This is a genomic window from Marinobacter sp. CP1, from assembly GCF_001266795.1.
In the GTDB taxonomy this organism is placed as follows: domain Bacteria; phylum Pseudomonadota; class Gammaproteobacteria; order Pseudomonadales; family Oleiphilaceae; genus Marinobacter; species Marinobacter flavimaris.
This window is the reverse complement of record NZ_CP011929.1, coordinates 472,087-495,657: the sequence shown is the minus strand read 5'-3', so window position 1 is coordinate 495,657 and position 23,571 is coordinate 472,087. Positions and strand designations below refer to the sequence as shown.

At 49.8% G+C, this 23,571-nt stretch carries 20 protein-coding genes and 1 pseudogene; 20 read left to right on the top strand and 1 reads right to left on the bottom strand.

Features of this window, described 5'->3' with window-relative positions; genetic code table 11:
• The first annotated feature begins 1 nt into the window (after position 1).
• From ACP86_RS02330 to cysN, 15 genes are all read left to right on the top strand, one after another.
• Complete coding sequence (locus ACP86_RS02330; RefSeq protein WP_053112638.1) at positions 2-1,264, top strand: oligosaccharide flippase family protein; 1,263 nt, start codon at positions 2-4, stop codon at positions 1,262-1,264.
• On the top strand, positions 1,261-2,295 hold the full coding sequence (locus ACP86_RS02325; protein ID WP_053112637.1) for a sulfotransferase: 1,035 nt from the start codon (positions 1,261-1,263) through the stop codon (positions 2,293-2,295). The genes ACP86_RS02330 and ACP86_RS02325 overlap by 4 nt, the downstream gene beginning before the upstream one ends.
• On the top strand, positions 2,296-4,092 hold the full coding sequence (gene asnB, locus ACP86_RS02320) for an asparagine synthase (glutamine-hydrolyzing) (RefSeq protein ID WP_053112636.1): 1,797 nt from the start codon (positions 2,296-2,298) through the stop codon (positions 4,090-4,092). It abuts the gene before it with no gap.
• Positions 4,092-5,153 carry a glycosyltransferase family 4 protein gene (locus ACP86_RS02315; protein WP_053112635.1) on the top strand — a complete coding sequence of 354 codons (1,062 nt, stop codon included), beginning with the start codon at positions 4,092-4,094 and terminating at the stop codon, positions 5,151-5,153. The genes asnB and ACP86_RS02315 overlap by 1 nt, the downstream gene beginning before the upstream one ends.
• Entirely contained in the window at positions 5,150-6,250 is a 1,101-nt protein-coding gene (locus ACP86_RS02310; RefSeq protein WP_053112634.1) for a glycosyltransferase, read from the top strand. The genes ACP86_RS02315 and ACP86_RS02310 overlap by 4 nt, the downstream gene beginning before the upstream one ends.
• Before the next feature lie 758 nt (positions 6,251-7,008).
• Entirely contained in the window at positions 7,009-8,112 is a 1,104-nt protein-coding gene (locus ACP86_RS02305) for a hypothetical protein (RefSeq protein ID WP_144422716.1), read from the top strand.
• A gap of 149 nt (positions 8,113-8,261) precedes the next feature.
• A complete protein-coding gene (locus tag ACP86_RS02300; RefSeq protein ID WP_082220536.1) occupies positions 8,262-9,371 on the top strand; it encodes a glycosyltransferase family 4 protein in 1,110 nt (369 codons plus the stop codon).
• Between the two features lie 18 nt (positions 9,372-9,389).
• Positions 9,390-10,448: a non-hydrolyzing UDP-N-acetylglucosamine 2-epimerase gene (wecB, locus tag ACP86_RS02295; RefSeq protein ID WP_053112632.1), complete on the top strand. Its 1,059-nt coding sequence runs from the start codon at positions 9,390-9,392 to the stop codon at positions 10,446-10,448.
• Positions 10,445-11,062: a glycosyltransferase gene (locus ACP86_RS22410; RefSeq protein WP_082220535.1), complete on the top strand. Its 618-nt coding sequence runs from the start codon at positions 10,445-10,447 to the stop codon at positions 11,060-11,062. The genes wecB and ACP86_RS22410 overlap by 4 nt, the downstream gene beginning before the upstream one ends.
• Positions 11,002-11,691 carry a glycosyltransferase family 4 protein gene (locus tag ACP86_RS22405; RefSeq protein WP_082220534.1) on the top strand — a complete coding sequence of 230 codons (690 nt, stop codon included), beginning with the start codon at positions 11,002-11,004 and terminating at the stop codon, positions 11,689-11,691. Before ACP86_RS22410 ends, ACP86_RS22405 begins: the two co-directional genes overlap by 61 nt.
• Before the next feature lie 6 nt (positions 11,692-11,697).
• Positions 11,698-12,294, top strand: coding sequence for a sugar transferase (locus tag ACP86_RS02285; protein WP_053112630.1), 597 nt, complete (start codon positions 11,698-11,700; stop codon positions 12,292-12,294).
• Positions 12,294-12,914 carry an acetyltransferase gene (locus ACP86_RS02280; protein WP_176443021.1) on the top strand — a complete coding sequence of 207 codons (621 nt, stop codon included), beginning with the start codon at positions 12,294-12,296 and terminating at the stop codon, positions 12,912-12,914. The genes ACP86_RS02285 and ACP86_RS02280 overlap by 1 nt, the downstream gene beginning before the upstream one ends.
• A gap of 123 nt (positions 12,915-13,037) precedes the next feature.
• Entirely contained in the window at positions 13,038-14,000 is a 963-nt protein-coding gene (locus ACP86_RS02275; RefSeq protein WP_053112626.1) for a DHH family phosphoesterase, read from the top strand.
• Positions 14,001-14,115: 115 nt separating this feature from the next.
• The gene (gene cysD, locus ACP86_RS02270; RefSeq protein ID WP_053112624.1) at positions 14,116-15,030 is read left to right on the top strand and encodes a sulfate adenylyltransferase subunit CysD; all 915 of its coding nucleotides are present in this window, start codon (positions 14,116-14,118) and stop codon (positions 15,028-15,030) included.
• A 9-nt stretch (positions 15,031-15,039) separates the two neighbouring features.
• A complete protein-coding gene (cysN, locus tag ACP86_RS02265; protein WP_053112622.1) occupies positions 15,040-16,452 on the top strand; it encodes a sulfate adenylyltransferase subunit CysN in 1,413 nt (470 codons plus the stop codon).
• 336 nt (positions 16,453-16,788) lie between these two features.
• Here the strand turns inward: cysN and ACP86_RS02260 are convergent, their stop codons facing one another.
• A complete protein-coding gene (locus ACP86_RS02260; protein WP_053112620.1) occupies positions 16,789-17,823 on the bottom strand; it encodes an IS110 family transposase in 1,035 nt (344 codons plus the stop codon).
• A gap of 176 nt (positions 17,824-17,999) precedes the next feature.
• On the opposite strand from ACP86_RS02260, the gene cysC reads away from it, so the two are divergent.
• The 5 genes and pseudogenes from cysC to ACP86_RS02235 all read left to right on the top strand — a co-directional run bounded on the left by cysC (position 18,000) and on the right by ACP86_RS02235 (position 23,468).
• Positions 18,000-18,605: an adenylyl-sulfate kinase gene (cysC, locus tag ACP86_RS02255; protein ID WP_053112618.1), complete on the top strand. Its 606-nt coding sequence runs from the start codon at positions 18,000-18,002 to the stop codon at positions 18,603-18,605.
• Positions 18,606-18,609: 4 nt separating this feature from the next.
• Entirely contained in the window at positions 18,610-20,376 is a 1,767-nt protein-coding gene (locus ACP86_RS02250) for an SLC13 family permease (protein WP_053112616.1), read from the top strand.
• A gap of 34 nt (positions 20,377-20,410) precedes the next feature.
• The gene (locus ACP86_RS02245; RefSeq protein WP_053112614.1) at positions 20,411-21,589 is read left to right on the top strand and encodes a DegT/DnrJ/EryC1/StrS family aminotransferase; all 1,179 of its coding nucleotides are present in this window, start codon (positions 20,411-20,413) and stop codon (positions 21,587-21,589) included.
• A 104-nt stretch (positions 21,590-21,693) separates the two neighbouring features.
• Positions 21,694-22,062 (top strand): annotated as a pseudogene (locus ACP86_RS02240) (polysaccharide biosynthesis protein); the annotation flags it as partial.
• Positions 22,063-22,166: 104 nt separating this feature from the next.
• Positions 22,167-23,468 carry an IS1380 family transposase gene (locus ACP86_RS02235; protein ID WP_041336316.1) on the top strand — a complete coding sequence of 434 codons (1,302 nt, stop codon included), beginning with the start codon at positions 22,167-22,169 and terminating at the stop codon, positions 23,466-23,468.
• Positions 23,469-23,571: the final 103 nt, after the last annotated feature.

Below are 23,571 nucleotides of genomic sequence, written 5' to 3'. Positions count from 1 at the left end.
TTTGAAAAGAAAAATAGCCAATTTTTTCGGCGCACAGTCTGATTTCACAAAGAATGTGATGAGGTTGGCGGGCTCAAGTACCGTGGCAATCGCTATAACGCTTGTCAGTTTGCCCATTATCACAAGAATCTACTCGCCCGAGGACTTCGGTCAGTTTCAGATTCTCCTTTCTACGATAGGCGTGCTTTCGGTAATTACCTCGTTTCGCTATGAAATGGCGATCGTTATGCCGAAAGGCAGAAATGAAGCCAGTGCAGTTTATACCCTTGCGCTGATTTTCCTCATACTGACGACGTTCCTCATTTCAATTGCCTTCTTTTTCTTAGGTGGAGCCTTTCTCCAGCTGTTGAATGCCGAGGTTCTTGAACCCTATCTGTTCCTGATGTGCGTTGCGATCTTCCTTGCTGGTTTGGTGCAGGTGCTTAGGTACGCCATTACCAGAGAAAAACGCTTTAAGGAACTGGGAAGTAATAAGGTAATTGAGACGGCATCCGCTCAGGGAATGAAAATCAGCCTCGGCCTCTTGTCACCAACATTTCTGTCGTTATTTGTGAGTCAGGTAGTTGGATATATTTTAAGCATTGTACTAGCTGTGAAGTACAAGCAAACAAACCTGAGTTTTTCAAGGCGGAAGCTTGGCTGGGCACTAAAGAAATATCACCGGTTCATTTTATACAGTACGCCAGCAGTGTTGTTGAACACGGTGGCGCTGCAGTTGCCAGTATTCATGATAGCCAGATATTTTGGTCCGGAATTGGTTGGCTACTATGTTCTTGCGATCAAGTTGATTGAAGTTCCGTTAAAAATTGTAGGCAATGCAATCAGTCAAGTTTACTTTAAGCAGGCAGCTGACATATTTCATTCGGGCCCTGAAAACCTATTGAGGTTGTACCGACGAACGGTTGCAAAGCTCGCGTTGGCCATGAGTCTCCCTACCATCCTCGTGTTCGTATTAGCCGAGCCGGTTGTTCCTTATATTTTGGGACAAAACTGGTCAGAAGTGGGGAGTATCATGATGTTTGTGGTGGTTTGGAAATTTTTTGAGTTCATTAATTACCCGGTGAGTTCAACCTTAACAGTCATTAATGAGCAGCATATTGACCTCGGCCTGAAAGCAGTTTTCTCACTGGGACTTCGTTTTTCTGCATTAGCACTGTTCAATGAGAGCCAACATGAGTTTTTGATCGCCTTGGTGGCTTCAGCAAGTTTTTATTACATTATCTTCAACCTTGTGGCCTACCAGAGAGTTAAGAGAAGGATATGACCACTACTATTGCGCTGGGGAATTGTCCCAGCTCCGGAAGCACGTTTCTTGCCGACCTGTTGGATAGCACTGCCTATTCAGCTGTGGGGCCGGAACTAAATTTATTCAGTATCGAAGCGTTGTACGAAGAAGAAAGTTTTCGGCAATTTTTCCTGGAAAGGAGTCGTTGCGCTTCAGTATACCTGCGCAGGAATGGCCTGGTTTTTAATGACCTATGTGCATTTGGTCTGAATGGCCAACGTCTCGAGCAGATGGTGGCTGGTTCTGAGGGCTTACGTGACTTCCTGTCAAAGTTTGCTAGAAGTTTCCTTGCGCTGAGAGGGAAGAGTCTCGATGGAGTCGTGTTTGAAAAGAGCCCTCAGAACATCCATTGCGTTAGGCAGTATCTCGAGAAAACAGATAATCCGTTCGTCCACATTGTGAGGGACCCTGTAGACGTATTCCTGTCTTTGAAAAAGAGGGGGTTCTTATCTGGTATCGCCCTCATTACCTGGCTGATTGACGAGGCCAAGATCTTCGAATTTGCCGATAATAATCGTGTCAAGATTGTTCGTTACGAGGATCTGACCGAGCGCCCATTTGAAATTGCGGCGGACATACTGCGATCTGTTGGTTCATTTAATGTTGATGTAGCAGAGGTCGAGGCAGGCTTTAAAAGCAACCCTTATCGAAAATATCACACTGTAAAGCTGGCTTCCTGGAATCAGAAAGAATTTGGGAAAACCGAAGCGCGTAAAAGAAGGGAACTTTCCGATGAAGAAAAACGTTCACTGGCAGCTCTGAAAAACCTGAAAGTTAGTAGAGCCTACGCTGAGATTTTTGACCTGCCAGAGGTATCCTTTGTTCAGCTTCTGTCGAAGCTAGGCTATGAGGAAAGCTTCGATTCTGCCATTGGCAGTATGGAAAGTGATTTTGAGCTCTCCAGAAGCGAACAATATAAACTTTCTCGTAAATTTACTGGCGACTTGAAGCACGGTGATGCGCGTTTGAAAGATTTAGGAACCTATATAAAGCCAGTGGAAAAAATTTAAATGTGCGGAATAGTCGGAATCGTCTCGACATCAGAGGTTTGTCCAGAAAATCTGAGAGCGATGAGCGATACGATGGTGCACCGGGGGCCGGATGGAGAGGGTATTTACATCTCTAACGGAGTTGGCCTGGCGCACAGAAGGTTGGCGATTGTAGACCTTTCTGAGGCCGGCAAACAGCCAATGCAATACCTCGATCGCTACGTGATTACATACAATGGAGAGATTTATAACCACCCTGAGCTCAGACTGGAATTGGAGGAGAAAGGATACGAATTTTGCTCTCAGACAGATACTGAAGTAATCATGGCCGCATACGATTATTGGGGCACTGGTTGTTTCAATAAATTTAATGGAATGTGGGCATTTTGCATCTATGACCGCGTTGAAGACCGATTTGTATTGAGCAGGGATCGCTTTGGTATAAAACCTCTGTATTTCTGGCGCGATGGTAAGAGCTTTGTTTTCGCAAGCGAGATAAAGGCTCTTCTAGCTTATGAGCATTTTGGGAAACCGAGGCCGAACCTCGAATACCTCAACTGCTATCTGCGTGAGGGTCCGAATGAGCAGTTGCCCGAAACGGCATTTGAGGGGGTCTATAAGTTTGGGGTTAGTTCGTTTGCTGTATGCAGCAGAGATGAGCTATTGGAAGGACGGATACCAGAAACGAGCTACTGGACGGTTCGCCCAAATCTTTCTTCAGAAGCCTTCGACCACCAAAAACTCGAGGAATTTTCAGAAAAGTATCGAGAGCTATTGAGAGATGCCGTCCGGTTGAGACTTCGTTCGGACGTCAAGGTTGGCTCGGCTCTATCTGGCGGGATAGACAGTAGCAGCATTGTAAGTCTCGTGAACGACCTTCACGCCGGAGAGGGGAGTGAGGGGCGCCAGGAAACCTTTTCCAGTGTTTATAAAGCCCCAGGAACCATTTCCTGCGACGAGAGCGAATACATTGATCAACTGGCGCAACACCTTAAAGTCCACTCCAATCAGATTGAACCAGACGAGAAAGACATCCCGGACGAACATGCGCAGATGATCTATCATCTTGAGACGCCACCCACGGGGACATTGATGTCCAGTTGGCATACATTCAAGCTCGTGGGCCGCTCTGACGTGACAGTTACTCTTGATGGACAGGGAGCGGATGAGCAGCTGGCTGGGTATGACGGCTACGTTACCAACTATGTTGCAAATCTTAGCCTCAGCGCTGCGATTCAGGAGTGCGGTTTCACAGGGCGAAGCCAACGAAGGAGGGCGCTGAAGGGACTAGTTATCAAAGTAGCCTCTATGATTTTGGGAAGAAAGCTGGCTCTTCGATTTCTTGAGAAAGTCTCAAAATCAATCAGCCTCCAGGCAATGCCTTTAAATCAGAAGCTGGCGCTAGATCTTAGAAATAATCTGATTACGCTTCTGCATTACGCAGACAAGACATCAATGGCTTACAGTGTTGAGTCTAGGATGCCCTTTATGGATTTCCGACTTGTGGAATTTCTCTTTGAAGTCCCAGCCGGCTATAAATTCCGCAAGGGATGGAGCAAGTATCTCTCGAGGGTCGCAATGCGAGATAAGCTCCCGAAGAACATCTTATGGCGTCGAGACAAGATGGGTTGGCCAATCCCTGAAGAGTACTGGTTCAATGGGGGGCTTAAAGATTGGCTCGATAGAAAAGTTTACGACTCTGCATTTTTGCGAAAGTACTTCGATACTCAAGTCAGATCTTATGAAAGTCTGAGCGTCAGACAAAAGCTCAACCTTCTGAACCTTGCCGTATGGAGCGATACATTCGAGATCGAATAATGACCCGCATCGTATTTATTATTACATCAAAAGGAAAGCCTGGAGGAGTAGAGCGTCGTTTTCTAAGAGTCGCCGAATTCCTCAATGACCAACCCGGTACAGAATGTGTCGTTCTAGCCTCCGCCTCTTTTTTCTCAGGTTTTAAGCTTGATCAGGTAAAAACGGTCGAGCTTGAGGCAACCGGTTTGGTGAGGCGGGCGGTCGAGATCACCGATTTCGTAAGGCAATACGGTATCAGTCATGTTCATATTGCTTCTAACCCTGGGCTATTATCGGCTTTTCTATGCGGTATAATAAGAGTGCTTGGAAAAAAAGTTTCTATCTCTTCTGTCAATTCAAGTAAAGTGAATCGTCAGCATTTTGAAATTAGGTCTAGAATTGCGCATCGAGTAGCCTATAAGTTTGCAAATAAGGTAGATTTTCTTTCGGATTCAATTTTAGAAAAACATCAAGAGTTATTTGGAGTCCCGAAATCGAAAGGCAGGGTTTCTGAGTGTTCGTTTCTCGCCAATAAATTGGAGACAGTAAATTCGGGTGAGCGCAATATTGATATTTGTTTTGTTGCCAGATTAGTTCCACTAAAGGGTATTGAATTGCTTCTCGATGCGTTGTCAGAAATCCAACCTACTCTCAACGTTCGTATTTGTGGAGATGGGCCAATGAAGTCCTATATCCATTCCAGGGTTGATGTCCTCAAGAGTCACAATATAACTGTCGGTTATTGCGAAAATCCTATCGATATCTTGTCAAAATCAAAAATTTTTGTATCTTTGCAAACATATAATAATTATCCCTCGCAGAGCGTTTTTGAGGCAATTAAAAGCGGTTGCCTAGTTATAGCAACAGATGTAGGAGAGACAAGAAAGATTCTAAATGATGAAAATAGTATTCTGATAAAAGACAGAGCTATGTTGATAAGTGCTATAAACACAGCACTGAAGAATGATGACTTCCGTGACTCACTGATCAGTGAGTCACGGAAAGTTTTCCGTAAACATAATATCAAAAATTTTTCAGATTATTTTGCAACTGAAATTCTCGAGGTGGAGCCTTCTAATTGAAAATTTTGGTAATTGCAGCAAACTTTCCAAGTGAATCGAGACCCCAAAACGGTATCTTTGTAAAGAATCTCCTGGTTGAGTTTGTCCGCTTGGGGCATGAAGTTATCGTAATATCGCCTCAGAAATTCATAGGTGACTCTATGCCCAAAAAAAAATCAGAGAATGGGTATGAAGTATACCGACCAAGGTTTATGTCGTTTGGTAACAAGAAATTCTTTGGGCTTAAAACAAGATGGTTTTCTCACTTGTCTTTCAAGTTAGCGATCTATTTTTTTTCATTAAGACAAAAATTCAGCTTCGATGCAATATATTCGCATTTCCTTTTTCCGTCTGGCGCAACTGCGGTTATGCTTTCGGAGCGTTCGGGTAAGCCGGCATTCTGCTCTTTGGGCGAGAGCACGTTTGAGGCATATGAGGAAATATACTCGCGAAAGTATATCAGAAAGACGCTGGACGGGTTTAACCAAGTCTTTCCCAACTCTCGCGATAAAACTGAATTTTTGGCTCAGACATACGGGGGGGATGTGAAACACCGATACGTGCCCAATGGGGTAGATACGAAAGTTTTTTTTCCGGCATCGAAAGCAGAGGCTCGGAAAAGGTTGGGACTGAGCCCGACAGCTCAAATCGTACTTTTTGTTGGTGGTTTCATCGATAGGAAGGGGCCTCTAAGGGTCTTGGCGGCCTGTGAGCGGTTGCAGAGAGTTCCGAATATGGTCTTTATTGGTGAAGGGCCGCAGCGACTCGAACATGCACAAATTGTGTTCTGTGGAAAAGCCGAGCAAAACGAGTTACGCCACTACCTTAATGCTGCAGACGTATTCGTAACTCCCTCTAGGAAGGAAGGCATGCCGAATGCGTTGCTGGAGGCTATGGCGTGCTCGTGTCGAATTGTTGCTTCCGATATTCCGGTGCACCGCGAGCTTTTAGGGGATTACTCGCGAGGAACTTTGTGTGACGGAGAGGATCCGGGTTCGCTATCAAGTGCTATCCAGAAAATGCTTTTATCCGGTGAAAGCCCTAACCCAAGTGAGTTCCAGTATTCTTTGGAGAACAGGGCCCAAACTATTCTCGGGAACATAGGCGCAGCGCTCTGACAGGGGGAGGGGCAGCCAGAAAAATCCTTCAATTTTAAGAAAAACGAAAATTGTGAATTTTAGAACTACTGACGTCATTGATGGGGCAACGAGTTCCGAATTAGAGGGGGATATAGTTCCGCGTGGATAAATTGATTGCGATACCATTCGGGATAGCAGGCCCAGATGAACGCATGGCGACGTTATTATTAATGCACAGTGCGACCGAATGTAAGCTGATCGATCTCAGTCTCATTGGCACATATTGTGGTTTGGCATTGATTAGATAGGGTGAATGAGAATTCTGAGAATCGAATATATTTTATAGGCTTTCGTGCTCCTCTGGATAAAATAGTGCTACCATCGTTAGGTTTTTCGTTTCTTTTAGGTTTTCACTTCAATTTATTATTTTTTCTTTAGAGAGTGGGAAGGTAGTTCGAAGGACGCGTGGTTAAGTCATCGGTTTTTTGATTTCTCAATAAGTTTTGGTTTTTAGGCTTTTATTAATTTGATGGTTTCTAATCCGAGGTAGAAATGGGTGTGACAAATTGATTTTTTTGTACTTCGGTTTGTTTTTTATTGTTGTTCTATTCGAGCTTCTTCGAAAGCGGGACTTTACCATAGATTTTCTTTCTATTTTTAACTTCTTTTTCTCTTTGTATTATATTTTTGTACCCATCGTTTTTCATATACACTCAACCTCTGAATGGGTATATATGTCGCGATATAGTGAGGCTGCTGATTCGTTATATTTGTATTTTTCTATTATGATATCTTTGGTGTTGGTGAATGTTTTTTATATAATTTTCAATGTAAGGTCGAAGTGGGAAGGGGTTCTTAGGGTAAATAATAAAAGATTTATTCGTTTCATTGTTTTCGGACTGTTTATGGGGTGTCTTTTAATATATTTGAAGTCGATCGGCTATGGCGGAATTGTCAAATTTGCGATGTCTGGATATTTGAGCAGGGCAGGCGAAATTGACGGCGGGGTCTTTGATTACGTTACGCCGTTCGTGAAGGTCATCGTTCCTTTCTTTTTTATTTTCGTTGCCTTTTTTGTTAGTTTTCCCTCGCTGAGAAATTTCGTAATACTGACAATAGCGGCGTCTTTTTACGGCGCTTGGGCAATGAGCACTGGTGGACGAGGTAATCTAATACTTACGTTACTTCCCGTTTTCTTTATATATGTTAATTCGAAAGGTATTAACGCAAGAGTTATTGCTCTTGCATGCACTTTAGCTGCAATTGGGCTGGCAGTTATTGCATATGGTAGATCTTTTTTCTACGCCCTCGCATTATCCAATGCCGGAGCCGGTGATTTTTTCTCTCTATTTATGAAGAATCAAGAAAGTTTCTCTGGCCAGGGCGCGGATCCTCTGGTAGCCATATTCAGACATTTCGACCATTCCCTTGTAAGCGCTTTTTTGATTTTGGAAGATCTCGATAAATATGGTGGGTTCAGATATATTTTTGATTACCCGCGAGTTGTTTTAGATGCATTGCCTGGTTTATCTGTTGTTGGAGGCGGCTTGGATGCAATTAATGCCTCCATTCCAGCCCAAATAAATAAAGAATTAATTGGTTTGAGCGATGGGTATGTTCCAGTTGGTTGGGTGGGTTTGATGCTCTTGAATGGTGGTGTCATTTTTCTTGCAATCGCCTCTTCTGTATCGGGGTTAGTTGGTGGAAAACTCAGCTCCTTAATTGTTTCGCTAGAAATTCCGGGAAAGTGCGGTATCTATATTTTCTTTGCATTCTTTTGGTTTTGGTTTTTCTTTCACACTGATCCACTAAATCTGATAATTCCAATGGTTTCATATTATATTTTTATTTTTTTCTTTCTTTATTTGATTAAATTTAGAAGATATCGAATAGTTGGGTAATTTTTGATCGTCTCTTGAGTTATCATAAAAGAGATAAATTTTCGAGATAAGCCTGATAGGTTTAAAAGAGCAATGCTGGATATAGACTGTATTCGCAGTATCTTGTTGTTGAATAGGTTTCTAAGCGTTCATAACTCCATAGGTTTTCTATGATTTCAGTGGTTCATTTGAGTTCTGCGCATCCGAGATCTGATATCCGAATTTTCGTGAAAGAATGCAAATCGCTGGTTAAGGGTGGTTATTCCGTATCGCTGGTAGTAGCTGATGGTAAAGGCGATGGGGAGAATGCTGGCGTGGCAATCTACGATGTCGGTGCATCTAGAGGCCGTTTCGATCGTATTCGCACTGCACCGAGCAGGGTGTTGGCTAAAGCAGTGGCGCTGGATGCTGATATCTATCACCTGCACGATCCAGAGCTGATTCCGGTTGGCCTAAAACTTAAAAAATACGGCAAAAAAGTAATCTTCGACTCCCATGAGGATGTTCCCAAGCAGCTTTTGGGCAAGCCCTACTTGAATAAACCAGCTAGATGGCTTTTATCCAAGACGTTCGCGGTTTATGAAAAGTACGCTTGCGCAGAGCTAGATGTAGTTATTGGAGCTACCCCACACATACGCACTAAGTTTGCGTCTATGGGTGTCCGCTCGGTGGATATTAACAACTATCCTTTGCTGGATGAGTTCTCCGTTGGAACCGTGGATCGGTCAAAAAAGAGGGAACAAGTCGCTTATGTTGGTGGGCTTGACCGCATTCGTGGAATTCACGAAATGGTTAAGTCTTTTGGCTTGGTTGAGACGGATGTCCGATTTTCGTTAGCGGGTAGTTTCGGCCAACCGGATTTCGAGGCACAAGTCCGGGCCGAACCTGGTTGGCAACGAGTGGACTACCGTGGTTGGTTAGATCGCCAGGGTGTTAAGACAGTACTGAATGAGTCCTTCGCGGGCCTAGTGACACTGCACCCTATTGTTAATTATCTTGATGCATTGCCAGTAAAAATGTTTGAGTATATGGCAGCCGGGTTGCCGGTAATCGCCTCGAATTTCGCCCTGTGGAAGCAGATCATTGAGGGAAACCAATGCGGCCTATGCGTCGACCCGCTCAACCCCAAGGCCATTGCTGAGGCCATCGACTACCTTGTTACGCACCCCGAAGAAGCGGAGAAAATGGGGCTCAATGGACAACGCGCGGTCCAGGAGCTGTACAACTGGGGTAATGAAGAGCGGAAACTTATTCAACTCTATGAATCTCTTACGGACTGAGGATCAAAGCAAAGAAATTTGACCATTATTGGTGCGCGCCCTCAGTTCATAAAGGCAAGCGTTGTCTCTCGTGCTATTCAAGAGGTGCGAGGATTGGAGGAAATCGTGCTCCACACCGGGCAGCATTTTGATGCCAATATGTCGGATGTTTTCTTTAATCAGTTGAATATACCGCGGCCCGATATTCAGCTTGATATCCATGGGGGCAATCATGGAGAAATGACGGGGAGAATGCTGATCGAAATTGAGCAGGCGTTACTCGAACACAAGCCGGACAGGGTGTTGGTTTACGGTGATACAAATTCAACCCTTGCAGGCGCATTGGCAGCGGCAAAGCTACATATACCGGTTGCCCACGTGGAGGCAGGCTTGCGAAGCTTCAACATGCGGATGCCTGAGGAGATCAACCGCATTCTCACTGACCAGATCAGCGACCTGCTTTTTTGCCCAACGGATACCGCAGTAAAAAATCTCGAAAATGAAGGCTTCGAAGTCAAATCCGCGAAAGTAGTGCAGTCTGGTGACGTCATGCAAGACGCTGCCCTGATGTTTGCCGAAAAGGCGATTGCGCCTACAAATGTTCTACCGGAAACGTTTATTTTGGCGACGCTTCATCGGGCTGAAAACACCGATTGCCCCCGGCGTCTTGCAAGCATTGTAAATGCGTTGAATAAGACTCACCGTGAAAAGGCTCCGGTGGTTTTGCCTTTACACCCTCGCACCAGAAACCTGATCGCTCAGCAGGGGCTGACGCTTGACATACACATCATTGATCCTGTCGGGTACTTTGAGATGGTTTGGTTACTTGATCATTGCCAATTAGTACTGACTGATAGTGGCAGTGTGCAGAAAGAAGCTTTTTTCTTTGGTAAGGCTTGCGTGACGATGCGCGACCAAACTGAATGGGTAGAGTTGGTTGATGTCGGGGCCAATGAGCTTGTCGGTGCAGATGAATCCAGGATTTTTGAAGCGGCTGAGCGAAATCTTGGACGACGAATCCAAGATTCAGATCAATTGTATGGTGGTGGTGAAGCCTCCAACAGAATTGTGAGGGAGTTGTTGCGGGCGGATGCATGAATAAGAAAAGAGTTTGGATAATAAATCAATATGCATCTCTTCCTTCTACAGGTATTGGAGGGAGACACCGAGACTTGTCACGAGAGCTTGTCAAGTTAGGCTATGAAGTGACGTTGGTTGCTTCACGTTGGACTCATCTGATCAGAGATGCGGTAGTTGCTGGTTGCGCGCCTGAGAGTGAGGTTTTTGAAGGCTTTCGATTTCTCCGTCTGCCTTCCTCTCAATATGAACACGCTCACGATAAACGTCGGATTTGGAATTGGTTTGTGTTTGCTTTTCAGGTCAGGCAGCTTGACAAAAGGCTTGGGCAAAAACCTGATATTATTGTTTATTCATCTCCTTCCCTTATCGGATATCTGGGCGCCTACCGGCTGGCAAGGCGTTGTGGTGCCAAACTGATTTTTGAAGTCCGTGATATCTGGCCACTGACATTTATGGAAGTCGGCGGGTACTCACGCCGGCATCCTTTCATCCGTTTTTTGCAGTGGATTGAAAACTTTGCCTACAGGACGGCCGACCACACGACCTCTAATCTTGAGGGGCTGGGTCACACATGCGTGAACGAGGATTGCCCGCGAGCCGTTTCAGCTGGATACCTAACGGCTTTTCCTTAGAGGAGTTACGTCAGGTAGAAGCTCTGCCTGAAGAAGTAGCGTCTCGCATTCCCCAGCATGGATTCAGAATTGCCTACGCTGGAACAATGGGAACCGCGAATGCCCTTGAGTCCCTGGTTGCAGCTGCCAAGCTGCTATTGGATAAGGGGGCAAATATTCACTTTGTATTGGTTGGTAATGGAAGGAGTAAGTCTGATCTTGAGGCGCAGGCAAAGGCGGCTAGGCTTGGCAATATAGTCTTTCTGGATGCTGTCTCTAGAACCCAGGTTCAGTCGGTACTCCAAAGGTGTGATGCCTGCTTTATTGGATGGAAAGACTCTAGCCTTTACGACCATGGCATTGCTGCGAACAAGTTGTTTGACTATCTGTATTCCGGCAAACCGATTCTTCATGCGTTTTCTGGAAGATTTGACCCCGTAGCAAGTTATGGTGCTGGGATTACGGTACCCGCCGAGAATTCGGAGGCCATAGCTGGCGGTGCGTTACAGCTCAGCCATATGTCTGAAGAAGAACTGCAGGCAATGGGTGAAAGCGGGCGTCAAGCGGCGATCAATTGTCACGAATATGCTGTGCTAGCGAAGAAATATGATGACCTTTTCAATCAGTTGCTACGTGGTCGAGGTCACTAGTCGTATATGTCTAAACGTTTTTTCGATTTGATCGTGTCGCTTATCGCGTTGATCGTATTGCTGCCAGTGATTTTCCTTGTGGCAGTCCAAATCCGTCGGAAGCTCGGCTCCCCGATCTTCTTTCGCCAAACTCGGCCCGGCAAAAACGGTAAACCTTTTGAGATGATCAAGTTTCGGACCATGCTGGATGCGGTCGATAGCAAGCGCAATCCACTTCCGGACGACCAGAGGATGACTCCCTTTGGAAAGCTTTTGCGCTCAACCAGTCTGGATGAGTTGCCGGAACTTTGGAACGTGCTGAAAGGAGAAATGAGCTTGGTGGGACCCCGCCCATTGTTGATGGAATATCTACCCCTGTATTCTGAAGAGCAATATCGGCGCCATGACGTTCGTCCAGGTGTCACGGGGTGGGCTCAGGTGAATGGCCGAAATGCGATCTCGTGGGAGGACAAGTTCAGGCTGGATGTTTGGTATGTGGATAACCAATCATTCCTGCTGGATCTGAAGATTTTGTTTCTTACCATTAAAAAAGTGCTGGTTCGCGATGGCATTAGCGGTGAAGGAGAAGCGACTATGTCCAAGTTTACCGGGAATAAGAATTGATGCGTTTAGCCATTCTGGGCGCCAGCGGCCACGGTAAGGTAGTGGCTGATGCAGCCGAGTGCTCGGGTTGGCTAGAGGTTATTTTCTTTGATGATGCTTGGCCGGAACTCACGGTTAATGGTCCTTGGAATGTGCAAGGCGATACTACTGCATTAATCGATCGTCTTGATGAGTTTGATGGTGTGGTTGTTGGTATCGGTAGCAACGCTATCAGGGCCGCTAAACAGGCACAGCTTAGAAATGCTGGCGCAAATGTTGTGAGTGTTGTCCATCCTGCCGCGAGGATTAGTGCTCATTCTCCAGTAGGTGAGGGCTCTGTGGTTTTTGCAAACGCAGTTATAAACGCCTGCGCCATTGTTGGGGCTGGTGTGATATTGAACACCGGAGCAGTGGTTGAGCATGATTGTATGATTGGCGATTTTGCTCATATCAGCCCCAATGCCGTACTGGCCGGTGGTGTTACGCTCAACGAGCAAAGCTGGGTAGGTGCTTGTGCGTCTGTGCGGCAGTTGCTGGAGATCGGCGAGGCCGCAGTTGTCGGTATGGGAGCTGTTGTTACGAAGAATGTTCCGCCTCGTTCGGTAGTTGCCGGAAATCCCGCCAAGATTTTGAAATCCTGAAATTCGATGAAAATCGAGCATTCAATGCTTGACGGATTCTTCTCTACCAGGCCTACGAACGGCTGAGTTCTCGCCACTCCTCTTTCACCAAGGAATGAGGAGGCGCAATACAAAAGGGTAGGTATGGCAACTTACGACGTCTTCAACGGAGATGCCGATGGCATCTGCGCTCTTATTCAGCTCCGCTTGGCGGAGCCCATGGAAACAGAGCTAATCACTGGGGTAAAGCGGGATATTTCCTTGGTGCAGCAGGTACATGCTGGAAAGCGGGATCACGTTAATGTTCTTGATATCAGTCTCGATAAAAACCGTGAAGCGGTGGACAACTTGCTCGCCGCAGGTTGTTCCGTTTTTTATGTTGATCACCACTTTCCCGGCGATAAATTGCCTGATGCTCCTACCTTCACTTGCCTGATTGATACTCAAGCTACTACCTGCACGAGCCTGTTGGTCGATAGACACCTCCGCGGCCGTTTCCATCGCTGGGCCATTGTTGCTGCATTCGGCGACAATCTGAATGCGGTTGGCGAAGAGCTTGCCGCGAAGGCGGGTATGTCAGCCCGGCAGACTGAGTCGCTAAAAACTCTTGGTGTGTGTATGAACTACAACGGGTATGGGGCCACTTTTGAAGACCTGCACTTCCACCCAGGAGATCTGTACAGGGAGTTTGTGAGGTTTGCGGACCCGTTAGAACTGATTGGTTCGGCCCCCGTTGCCTGGAAAAGACTGAGCGAAGGCTATGAGGATGATATGGCCCGGGGGTTGGAAGCCCCTGTGCTTTCAGAATCTGGTAAATCGCTGGTGCTAAAGCTGCCAGATGAGGCCTGGGCCCGTCGGGTAAGTGGTGTGCTGGGCAATGAGCTTACCAATCGTAATCCGGACACAGCTTGTGGGATTGTTACGGAGAAGGCAGATAACACCTATCAGGTTAGTATTCGTGCGCCTTTGAACAATCGCATTGGTGCTGATGAAGTGGCTCGCCAGTTCCCCTCCGGTGGCGGGCGTAAGGCGGCAGCCGGTATCAATACACTTCCTGCCGGTCAGTTAGATGAATTCTTGGGCGTAATGTGCTCTTTCTGGGCTTGACGGCCTGCGTGTCGGATTACGAGGCGTTGCCTCTAGTGCGACCTTCTTTCAATTCGAGCGTTTCTTTGTTGGATAAGTCAACGGCCGAATCCAACAAGCCAGACTGGAAATACCAATGACCTTAACTCCCCCAAAAAAAACTCACCTCAAACAGCTCGAGGCAGAGTCCATTCATATTATTAGAGAAGTAGCCGCCGAGTTTGATAACCCGGTAATGCTGTACTCCATTGGCAAGGATTCAGCGGTAATGCTGCACCTCGCCATGAAAGCGTTTGCGCCCGGTAAACCGCCGTTCCCGCTGATGCATGTGGACACTACCTGGAAATTCCGGGAGATGATCAAGTTCCGGGACGAATTGACTGAGCGGCTGGGGCTGAAACTGATTGTGCACACCAATCAGGAAGGTGTGGCCCAGGGCATTGGCCCATTTACCCACGGCAGTGCCAAGCATACAGACGTGATGAAAACCCAGGCGCTGAAGCAGGCTTTGGACAAGTATGGCTTTGATGCAGCCTTCGGTGGTGCCCGTCGCGATGAGGAAAAATCCCGGGCCAAGGAACGGGTATATTCTTTCCGGGATAAGTTCCATCGCTGGGATCCGAAGAACCAGCGCCCAGAGCTGTGGAATCTATTCAACGGCAAGGTAAACAAGGGCGAAAGTATTCGTGTGTTCCCGCTTTCCAACTGGACGGAGCTGGATATCTGGCAGTACATCTATCTGGAGAACATCGACATTGTGCCGCTCTATTACGCAGCAGAACGCCCGGTAGTCGAGCGCGACGGCACTCTAATTATGGTGGATGATGATCGGATGCCACTGGAACCTGGCGAAAAGCCGGAAATGAAGATGGTGCGATTCCGTACGCTTGGGTGCTATCCGTTGACCGGGGCGGTTGAGTCCGAGGCGGCGACATTGCCAGAGATTATTCAGGAGATGTTGTTGACCAAGACGTCCGAACGGCAGGGGCGGGTGATCGACCATGATTCTGCTGCTTCCATGGAACAGAAAAAGCGCGAAGGGTATTTCTAAGGAGTTGTTATGTCTCACGCATCTGAATTGATTGAATCCGATATCCTCGCGTACCTGGATCAGCACGAGAACAAGGACCTGCTGCGCTTTTTAACTTGCGGTAGCGTTGATGATGGCAAGTCCACCCTGATTGGTCGCCTTTTGTTCGACTCCAAGTTGATCTTTGAAGACCACCTTGCGACCTTGCACAAAGACAGCGAGCGCCAGGGCAATGCCGGTGAAGCGCTGGACCTGGCCTTGCTGGTGGATGGCCTGGCTTCTGAACGGGAGCAGGGTATTACCATTGATGTAGCTTACCGGTATTTCTCTACAGACAAGCGCAAGTTCATCATTGCCGACTGCCCGGGCCATGAGCAGTACACCCGTAATATGGCTACCGGTGCCTCTACCTGTGATCTGGCGGTGGTGATGATCGATGCCCGTAAGGGAGTGCTCACACAGTCTCGCAGGCACAGCTTTATTGTCAGCCTGCTTGGCCTCAAGCATGTTGTGGTCGCGATCAACAAAATGGATCTGGTGGACTTCTCGGAGGAGGTGTTCAACAACATCCGCGAGGAATACCAGAAGCTGGCTGCTCAACTTGGTCTGGAGGATGTCTACTACGTGCCAATTTCGGCGTTGAATGGCGATAACGTAGTGAACCGCAGCGAGCAAACGCCCTGGTACCACGGCGAGACCTTGATGAACATTCTCGAGCAGGTGGAAGTTCTGGAAGATCAGAACGTAACCGACCTTCGCTTCCCGGTGCAGTATGTGAACCGTCCGAACCTGGATTTCCGGGGCTATTGCGGCACGCTGGCCAGTGGTGTAGTGCACAAGGGTGATGAGGTGGCAGTGCTGCCTTCTGGAAAGACTTCCAGGGTAAAAGGCATTCACAATTATGACGGGGAGATTGATCGGGCCTGGCCGGGGGATGCCATTACGTTGACCCTGGAAGATGAAGTGGATATTTCCCGTGGCGATCTCCTGGTGCATGCCAACAGCAGGCCTGCTTTGGGCAATCGCTTTGCCGCCCACATTGTCTGGATGAATGAGCAGGCGTTGAAACCCGGCCGTGAATACGGCATCAAAATCGGCACCCGCGTGACGAACTGCTACGTCAACGAGGTGCTTGAAGAGATTGATGTGAATACTCTGGAGCACTACCCGGAGGCGAAGAGCGGCCTTGAGCTGAATTCGATTGGACTTTGTGATGTGGAGCTGTCCGAGCCGGTGGTGGTTGAGGATTATCAGCGGCACCCGGGAACCGGTAGCTTTATCCTGATAGACAAGCTGACGAATGTGACTGTGGCAGCCGGTATGGTGGATAAGGCGATAGATGGCGCGGGCGCCGTGACTGAGCGGGAATATACCGAGGCTGAGCGCAATCTGAACCGATTTATCCGAGAGAATTATCCGGAGTGGGGGTGTAAACCGGTTTGAACAGTTGTCGGATTACGAGGCTTCGCCTCTAATCCGTATATGGTCTCCTCCCCGTTTGCAAGGTCTCAGCACTCAATGTCAGGGACAGGTTTGCGCCCGTATATCCGGCCTGTTTGATGAGGCGGCTTTGTCGCCTCTGGCCTTGATGGAAGATCCGCGCCTGCCGTCCTTATCGACCTAACGGCCTCTGGGGCCCTTGGATTAGTCAGGTTTTCGGCAGGCCGGTCTGACCTGTTATGCCATCGATTGCTGTGACCCTCGCAACCTGCGGGAAGGGTAACCGCTTTACTTTCCGACGTCGCGTCGGTGATTTAGCTCAGTCAATCCCTGACTTATTCATACCGCCAGCCGTTGCTCCGATGGCTGGTAGTGCTCGCCTCGGGCGATAATCACCCAGGCAATGCGAACCAACTTGTTGGCCAATGCGACGGTTGCCTTGTTGAACCCTCGCTCTGCCTTGAGTCGCTGGATCCATCGGCTGAGGCGGTCCATTTTCCCGTCCGCACGGGCAACCACCGCTCTCGCCCCGTGAACCAGTTGGGCGCGTACGTACGGGTCGCCTCGCTTGCTGATTCCCAGTAAGACGTCTTTGCCCCCGGTGCTGTTCTGACGGGGGATCAGGCCCAGCGCTGCGCCAGCGTCTCGGCCTCGCCGGAATTGGCGGCCATCACCCATCCAGCCCTTCAGCAGACTGGCGACGACTTCACCAACGCCCGGTATCGCTTGCAGGCGCCGACAGGTCTCATCCTGTCTCGATCTCTGCTTTACTTGTTGGTCGTACCAGGCCAGTTCCTGCTCTACTTCCAGAAAACGCTGATACTGGCGGTGCAACAACTGCCGGGCCCGCTCGCTCAACCCGTTGTCAGCGTCTTCCAGTGCCAGTGGCAGCTCCCGGCGCAGCGCCGCTATTCCCTGGGGCATGATCACACCGTACTCGGCCAGCAATCCTCGAAGCTGATTGCTGATTCGTACCCGATCCTTGCTCACGCCCTGGCGCAGCTTGTGCAGTATCTGATCATCCTGCTGCTCGACCTCTTTGATCGGCACCGGGCGAATTCGCCCATGTTCACTGGCCTCCGCAATGGCCTGAGCATCGTTGTAATCGTTTTTCTGACCTCGAAGATAGCCCTTCACATGTTGAGGCGGTAACAACTCAACCTGATGCCCTAACGCTCGTATCTGGCGAGCCCAATAGTGCGAGCTCCCACACGCCTCAAGAGCGACTGTGCAAGGCTCCAAACGCACCAGCTGCTCCAGCAACTGCTTGCGGCGCACTTTGCGCTTCCACCCGCTGTGACCTTTAGGGCCCAGCCCAAAAAGGACAAACGTGTTCTTTGCGAGATCAATGCCAACCGTTGTAACCTTACTCATGGTCTCCTCCCACTCGTTTCTGATAGGAAAATTCTCCTTCCCTATCCTGGCGCATTGCGACGCCGATTAGGAGGGGAGGAGACCATCTCATCGACCTACAATTCAACCCAAGCCTACGTAGGTCGGATTAGCAAAGCGTAATCCGACAAACAAATCCAGATTCGAGGGAAAGAACCTTGGCTGATCATATTGTCTGGCACGATCACAAAATCACCCGTGCCGAGCGTTCGGTAAACAAAAACCAGAAACCCTGCCTGCTGTGGTTTACCGGTCTGAGCGGTTCCGGCAAATCCACCATTGCCAACGCCCTTGACGTTGCTCTGCACAGGCGCGGATATCACACCTTCCTGCTGGATGGCGACAACGTCCGCCACGGGCTGTGTAGCGATCTTGGTTTCTCGGACGATGACCGCGAAGAGAATATCCGCCGGGTAGGCGAGGTCTGCAAGCTGTTTGCAGACGCGGGCCTGATTGTAATGAGTGCTTTTATATCACCGTTCACCAGCGACCGCCGCATGGTTCGCAAGCTGTTCCCGGCAGGCGAGTTCATTGAAGTGTTTATGGATACGCCCCTGGAAACCTGTGAAGAACGTGATCCCAAAGGGCTTTATCGGAAAGCCCGCTCCGGTGAGATCAAACATTTCACCGGGATTGACTCGCCCTATGAGATTCCTTCCCACCCTGAACTTCGCCTGGATACGTCAACCATGTCCGTGGAAGCTTGTGTGGATACCCTTATTGCCTATCTGCTTGAGCGGAACCTGATTATCCGCAGGGATTAATTCCATGGAGTGGCAAGGCATAGTGACGCTGATAACGCTGTTTGTAGTGTTATCTTCGCTAGCACTGACTCGCGTTTCCGCCGACCTGATCCTGATGGCGGCTCTGGCATTCCTGCTGATTTCAGGCATCCTGGGTCCGGTTGAGGCTTTGGCAGGGTTCGGAAACCCCGGGGTGATCACAATCGCAACTCTCTATGTTGTTGCTGCCGGCCTCAAGGAAACGGGGGCTGTGCAGTGGATTGCCCGTCAATTGCTGGGACACCCGAAAACGGAGAAGGGAGCCCAGCTTAGAATGATTGCGCCCACGGGTATCCTGAGTGGCTTTATGAACAACACGGCCGTTGTTGCCATGTTCATTCCCGCCATTCAGGACTGGGCCCAGCGCCTGGGCGTTCCTGCCTCCAAGCTCCTGTTACCTCTTAGCTATGCAGCGATTCTGGGTGGTACCTGCACTCTGATCGGCACCAGCACCAACCTGGTGGTGGACGGTATGCTTCAGAGCCGTCTTGGTATCAATCTGGGGCTGTTTGAGCTGGCCTGGATTGGAATTCCTCTGTTGTTGGTGGGCGGTACTTTTCTGGTTCTTTTCGCCTCGCGAATCTTGCCGGACCGCGGTGGTGTCACTGAAGAGCTCGACCAGGTGCGGGAGTATGGGGTTGAGGTTGAGGTGATGGCGCCCGGGCCTTTGGTGGGTAAAACCATTGCTCAGGCCGGATTGCGGGCCCTGAATTATGGCTATCTCACCGAAATTGATCGCGGTGGGCGGCTGATCACCGCTGTAGAGCCGGACCGGACCCTTCAGGGCGGTGACCGGCTGTACTTTGTTGGCGCGCCGGAATGTGCCAGCGAGCTTCGTCGCATCCAGGGTCTGAAGCCGGCCAATGGCAGTGTTCACAAGCTGGATGTGGCAAACCACCAGCGATGCCTGGTGGAGGTGGTTCTTGGTCCCGAGTTTCCAGCGCTGAACAAGACCATTCGAGACAGCCGGTTCCGAACCCGTTTTAATGCGGTTATTCTTTCCCTCTCCCGTGAAGGCAAGCGGGTGCCGGGCAAGCTGGGTGATATCACCTTTCGAATGGGGGATACCTTGCTTCTGGAGGCGAGCCACCAGTTTGTAGAGCAATACCGTTTCCGGCGGGATTTCCTTCTGGTTAGTGCCCTGAATGACTCCACGCCTCCTGATTTTCACAGGGCACCGAGAGCACTTGGAATACTTGCCTTGATGGTTCTTGTAAGTGCTTCCGGCGTGTTGCAGATCATGGAGGCGGCGTTCCTGGCCGCCGGGGCAATGATTGTCTCTGGGTGTATTACGGCAAGCCGTGCAAGACGTAGTGTGGATCTGCCTGTTCTGGTGGTTATAGCCGCATCGTTCGCGTTGGGCAACGCGATGACTGAAACTGGCGCGGCTACTTGGGTTGCCGACGGGCTTCTGGGATTTGGTCCACTTACCCCTTGGGTCGCGTTGGCAATGGTTTATTGCCTTACCGCAGTTTTCACTGAATTAATTACCAACAACGCTGCCGCTGTTTTAATGTTCCCCATTGCTCTTGCAGTATCTGAACAGCTAGGGGTAAGTTTTCTGCCTTTTGCTGTTGCGGTGATTTTCGCAGCATCTGCTTCTTTCATAACGCCACTTGGCTATCAGACAAACCTCATGGTTTATGGCCCCGGGCGATATCGCTTTTCGGATTATATGCGGTTGGGCTTTCCGCTCAGCATACTCGCAGGAATAGTAATATTGGCTTTGGTCCCACTGGTTTGGCAGTTCTGATGCCGGTTCCATTTCACGTGCGAATGAGTATCCAATGTTAAATACCCCTTTTTCTCCCTGGCCATCTTTCACGAACGAGGAAGCCGATGCCGTTTCAGCGGTATTGCTCTCTAATAAGGTGAACTATTGGACTGGGCAGGAATGCCGGGAGTTTGAATGTGAGTTCGCAGGTTTTGCAGACTCTGAGTATGCCATTGCGGTTGCCAATGGCACGGTCGCCCTGGACCTTGCGTTAAAGTCGCTTGGAATAGGCGAAGGAGACGAGGTAGTTGTCACGCCCCGGACCTTCCTTGCGTCTGTTTCGAGTATTGTAACGGCCGGTGCAACGCCGGTTTTCGCGGAAATTGACCCGAACTCCCAGAACATAACGCCGGAAACGGTTCGCAAGGTTCTTTCATCCCGAACCCGGGCCATTTTATGTGTTCACCTGGCGGGCTGGCCTTGCGATATGGACGGCTTCATGGGGCTGGTGGAAGAGCGTGGATTGTTCGTGATTGAAGATTGTGCCCAGGCTCACGGCGCCCGGTATAGAGGGCGTTCCGTGGGTTCCATCGGTCATGTTGGCTGCTGGTCGTTTTGCCAGGACAAGATTATGACTACCGGTGGCGAGGGTGGCATGGTAACGACGAACGATAGAGACCTTTGGAGCCGGATGTGGTCCTACAAAGACCATGGTAAGAGCTGGGAGGCGGTCTACGAACGTGAACACCCACCTGGCTTTCGGTGGTTGCATGAGAGCTTCGGCACCAATTGGCGCATGACTGAAATGCAGGCGGCCATTGGCCGTATACAGCTGAAGCGTATGGCTGATTGGCACTCTGAGCGGCTGGCAAACGCCGAGCGGATATGGGAATGTGCCCGGTCGTTGCCTGGCTTAAGGGTACCGAAGACTACCGAGGATATAGAGCATGCGGCCTACAAATGTTACGTCTTTGTGGAGCCTGAAAGGCTGAACGATGGTTGGGATCGGGATCGCATTCTCAATGAAATAGTTTCGGCTGGCGTGCCCTGTTTTTCAGGTTCCTGTTCCGAGGTTTATCTGGAGAAAGCCTTTGACGATACCGGTTTCCGGCCGGAAAAACCGTTTCCGGTTGCCCGCGAGCTGGGCGAAACCAGCCTCATGTTCCTAGTGCATCCCACGCTGAAAACTTCGGAGATTGAGAAGACCTGCGCTGTTCTGCGATCTGTGATGAAACAGGCAGCCCACGATTGAGCCTTTGCTCGGTAATGGTTCTGATGTGGACAACCCTCGCAATCTGGCCGAAAGTATTACTGTTGAATGACATTGGCGATCATCTTTTCTGGTAAAGGAACACCATGTTCGAAAAATTCCTGAATCTGTCTCGGGTCCACAAGCGGCTAGTGTCCGTGTTTGCCGATGTGGTGGTCCTGTTTTTTGCCTTGTGGGCGGCATTTTCCCTGCGTCTGGAGCAGCAGTTCTGGGTGCCCGACCAGGGGCAACTGATTGTTTCGGGGCTAACGGTTGTCTTCACAATCGCCGTGTTCATTAAGCTGGGTCTTTACCGGGCGGTCATTCGCTACCTGAGCGACAGGGCCTTTATTACGGTGATAACCGGGGTGGTGATTTCGTCGATCACCCTGATCTTGTTGGGATACTGGCTTGAAGTACAGGTTCCCCGTTCCGTACCTATCATATACGGCGCCCTGGCATTCATCTTCGTTAGCCCGGATTTCTCATGAAGAAGGTAGCATGAGGAAGGAAGAAGCGGCTTAAAGTGTTAGAATTCAAGTTCCTACACAAAAACCCACACTAAAAGCCGCTATCCAAAATGGTACCTCAAAAACTGACCTTCTCGCCACTCTCCCGCCGCCAGATTGAAGCCGATTTCTCCGGAGGCCATATCACCTCGGATGCCGGTGTGTTGTTACTGCGCGAAGTCGATAAACAACACCGGCTAACCCAGCGACTGGCCGAGACGCTGACCGACCAGCGGGATGCCCGCATGATTCGTCATGGGCTCAACACCATGATCCGGCAGCGCGTCTACGGCGTGGCCAGCGGCTACGAAGATCTGAATGATCATGAAGCGCTTCGCTTTGATCAGGCACTACAAACCGCCACGGGGAATGCCTCGACTCTGGCCGGCAAGTCCACGCTTTGTCGAATGGAGCAGGCGATGGATCGGCAAACCATTGTCAAAGCGCATGAGTTGCTCTGGCACCACTTTATCGAGCAGCATGAGAAGCCGCCCAAGGAAATCGTGCTGGATTTTGACGGCACCGATATTCCGGTGCACGGCGACCAGCCGGGTAAGTTCTTTAACCGGTATTACGACCATCACTGCTACTTCCCGCTTTACGTCTTCTGCGGTAGGCACTTGCTGGTGAGCTATCTGCGCACCAGCAATCGAGGTGATGCCCGGCACAGCTGGGCCATTCTGGCGCTGCTGGTGCGATTTATTCGCGAGTATTGGCCACAGACCCGGATCGTGTTCCGGGGCGACTCCCACTTCAGCAAGCCCCGACTGCTGGCCTGGTGCGATCGCAACCAGGTGGATTACATCGTAGGCATGGCCCGCAACCAGCGGCTGGAGGCGCTTGCCGCCCCAGCCATGGACAAAGTCCGGACCTACTACGAGGCTCATGGCCATAAGCTCGCCAGCACCTTCCGCTTCCGCTACAAAGCCCGAAGCTGGCATAAGCCACGCTGGGTGGTTGCGCGCCTGGAATATGGCCCTCAAGGCCCGAACCCCCGGTTCGTTATCAGCTCCCGCTACGATGACGGATTCAAGCTCTACTACGAACAGTATTGCGCACGGGGTGATATGGAGAACCGGATCAAGGATCAACAACTGGATCTGTTTGCCGGTCGCACCTCCAGCACACACTGGTGGACCAACCAGTGGCGGCTGATCTTATCCGGCTTCGCCTACACCCTGTTCGAGCGTTTGCGGGTGCATCTGAAAAACACGCCCTTCGAACGTATGAGTGCCGGCACCTTGCGCTTGAAGCTGATCAAGGTTGGCGCAGTCATCATCCGCAACACCCGCCGAATACGGGTGTTGATGAGTGATAGCTATCCACACAAGAACGATCTCTCAGCACTGGTTCAGCGCTTGGTGCCCCAGTAGATAATCGGGCTCCCCCGGCCCGATACCAATGGGGGAAAGGGGGAGTTGTGCCTGAATGCCGGAAACTGGCTAAATAATCGCCAACTTCGACCATGACCACTCG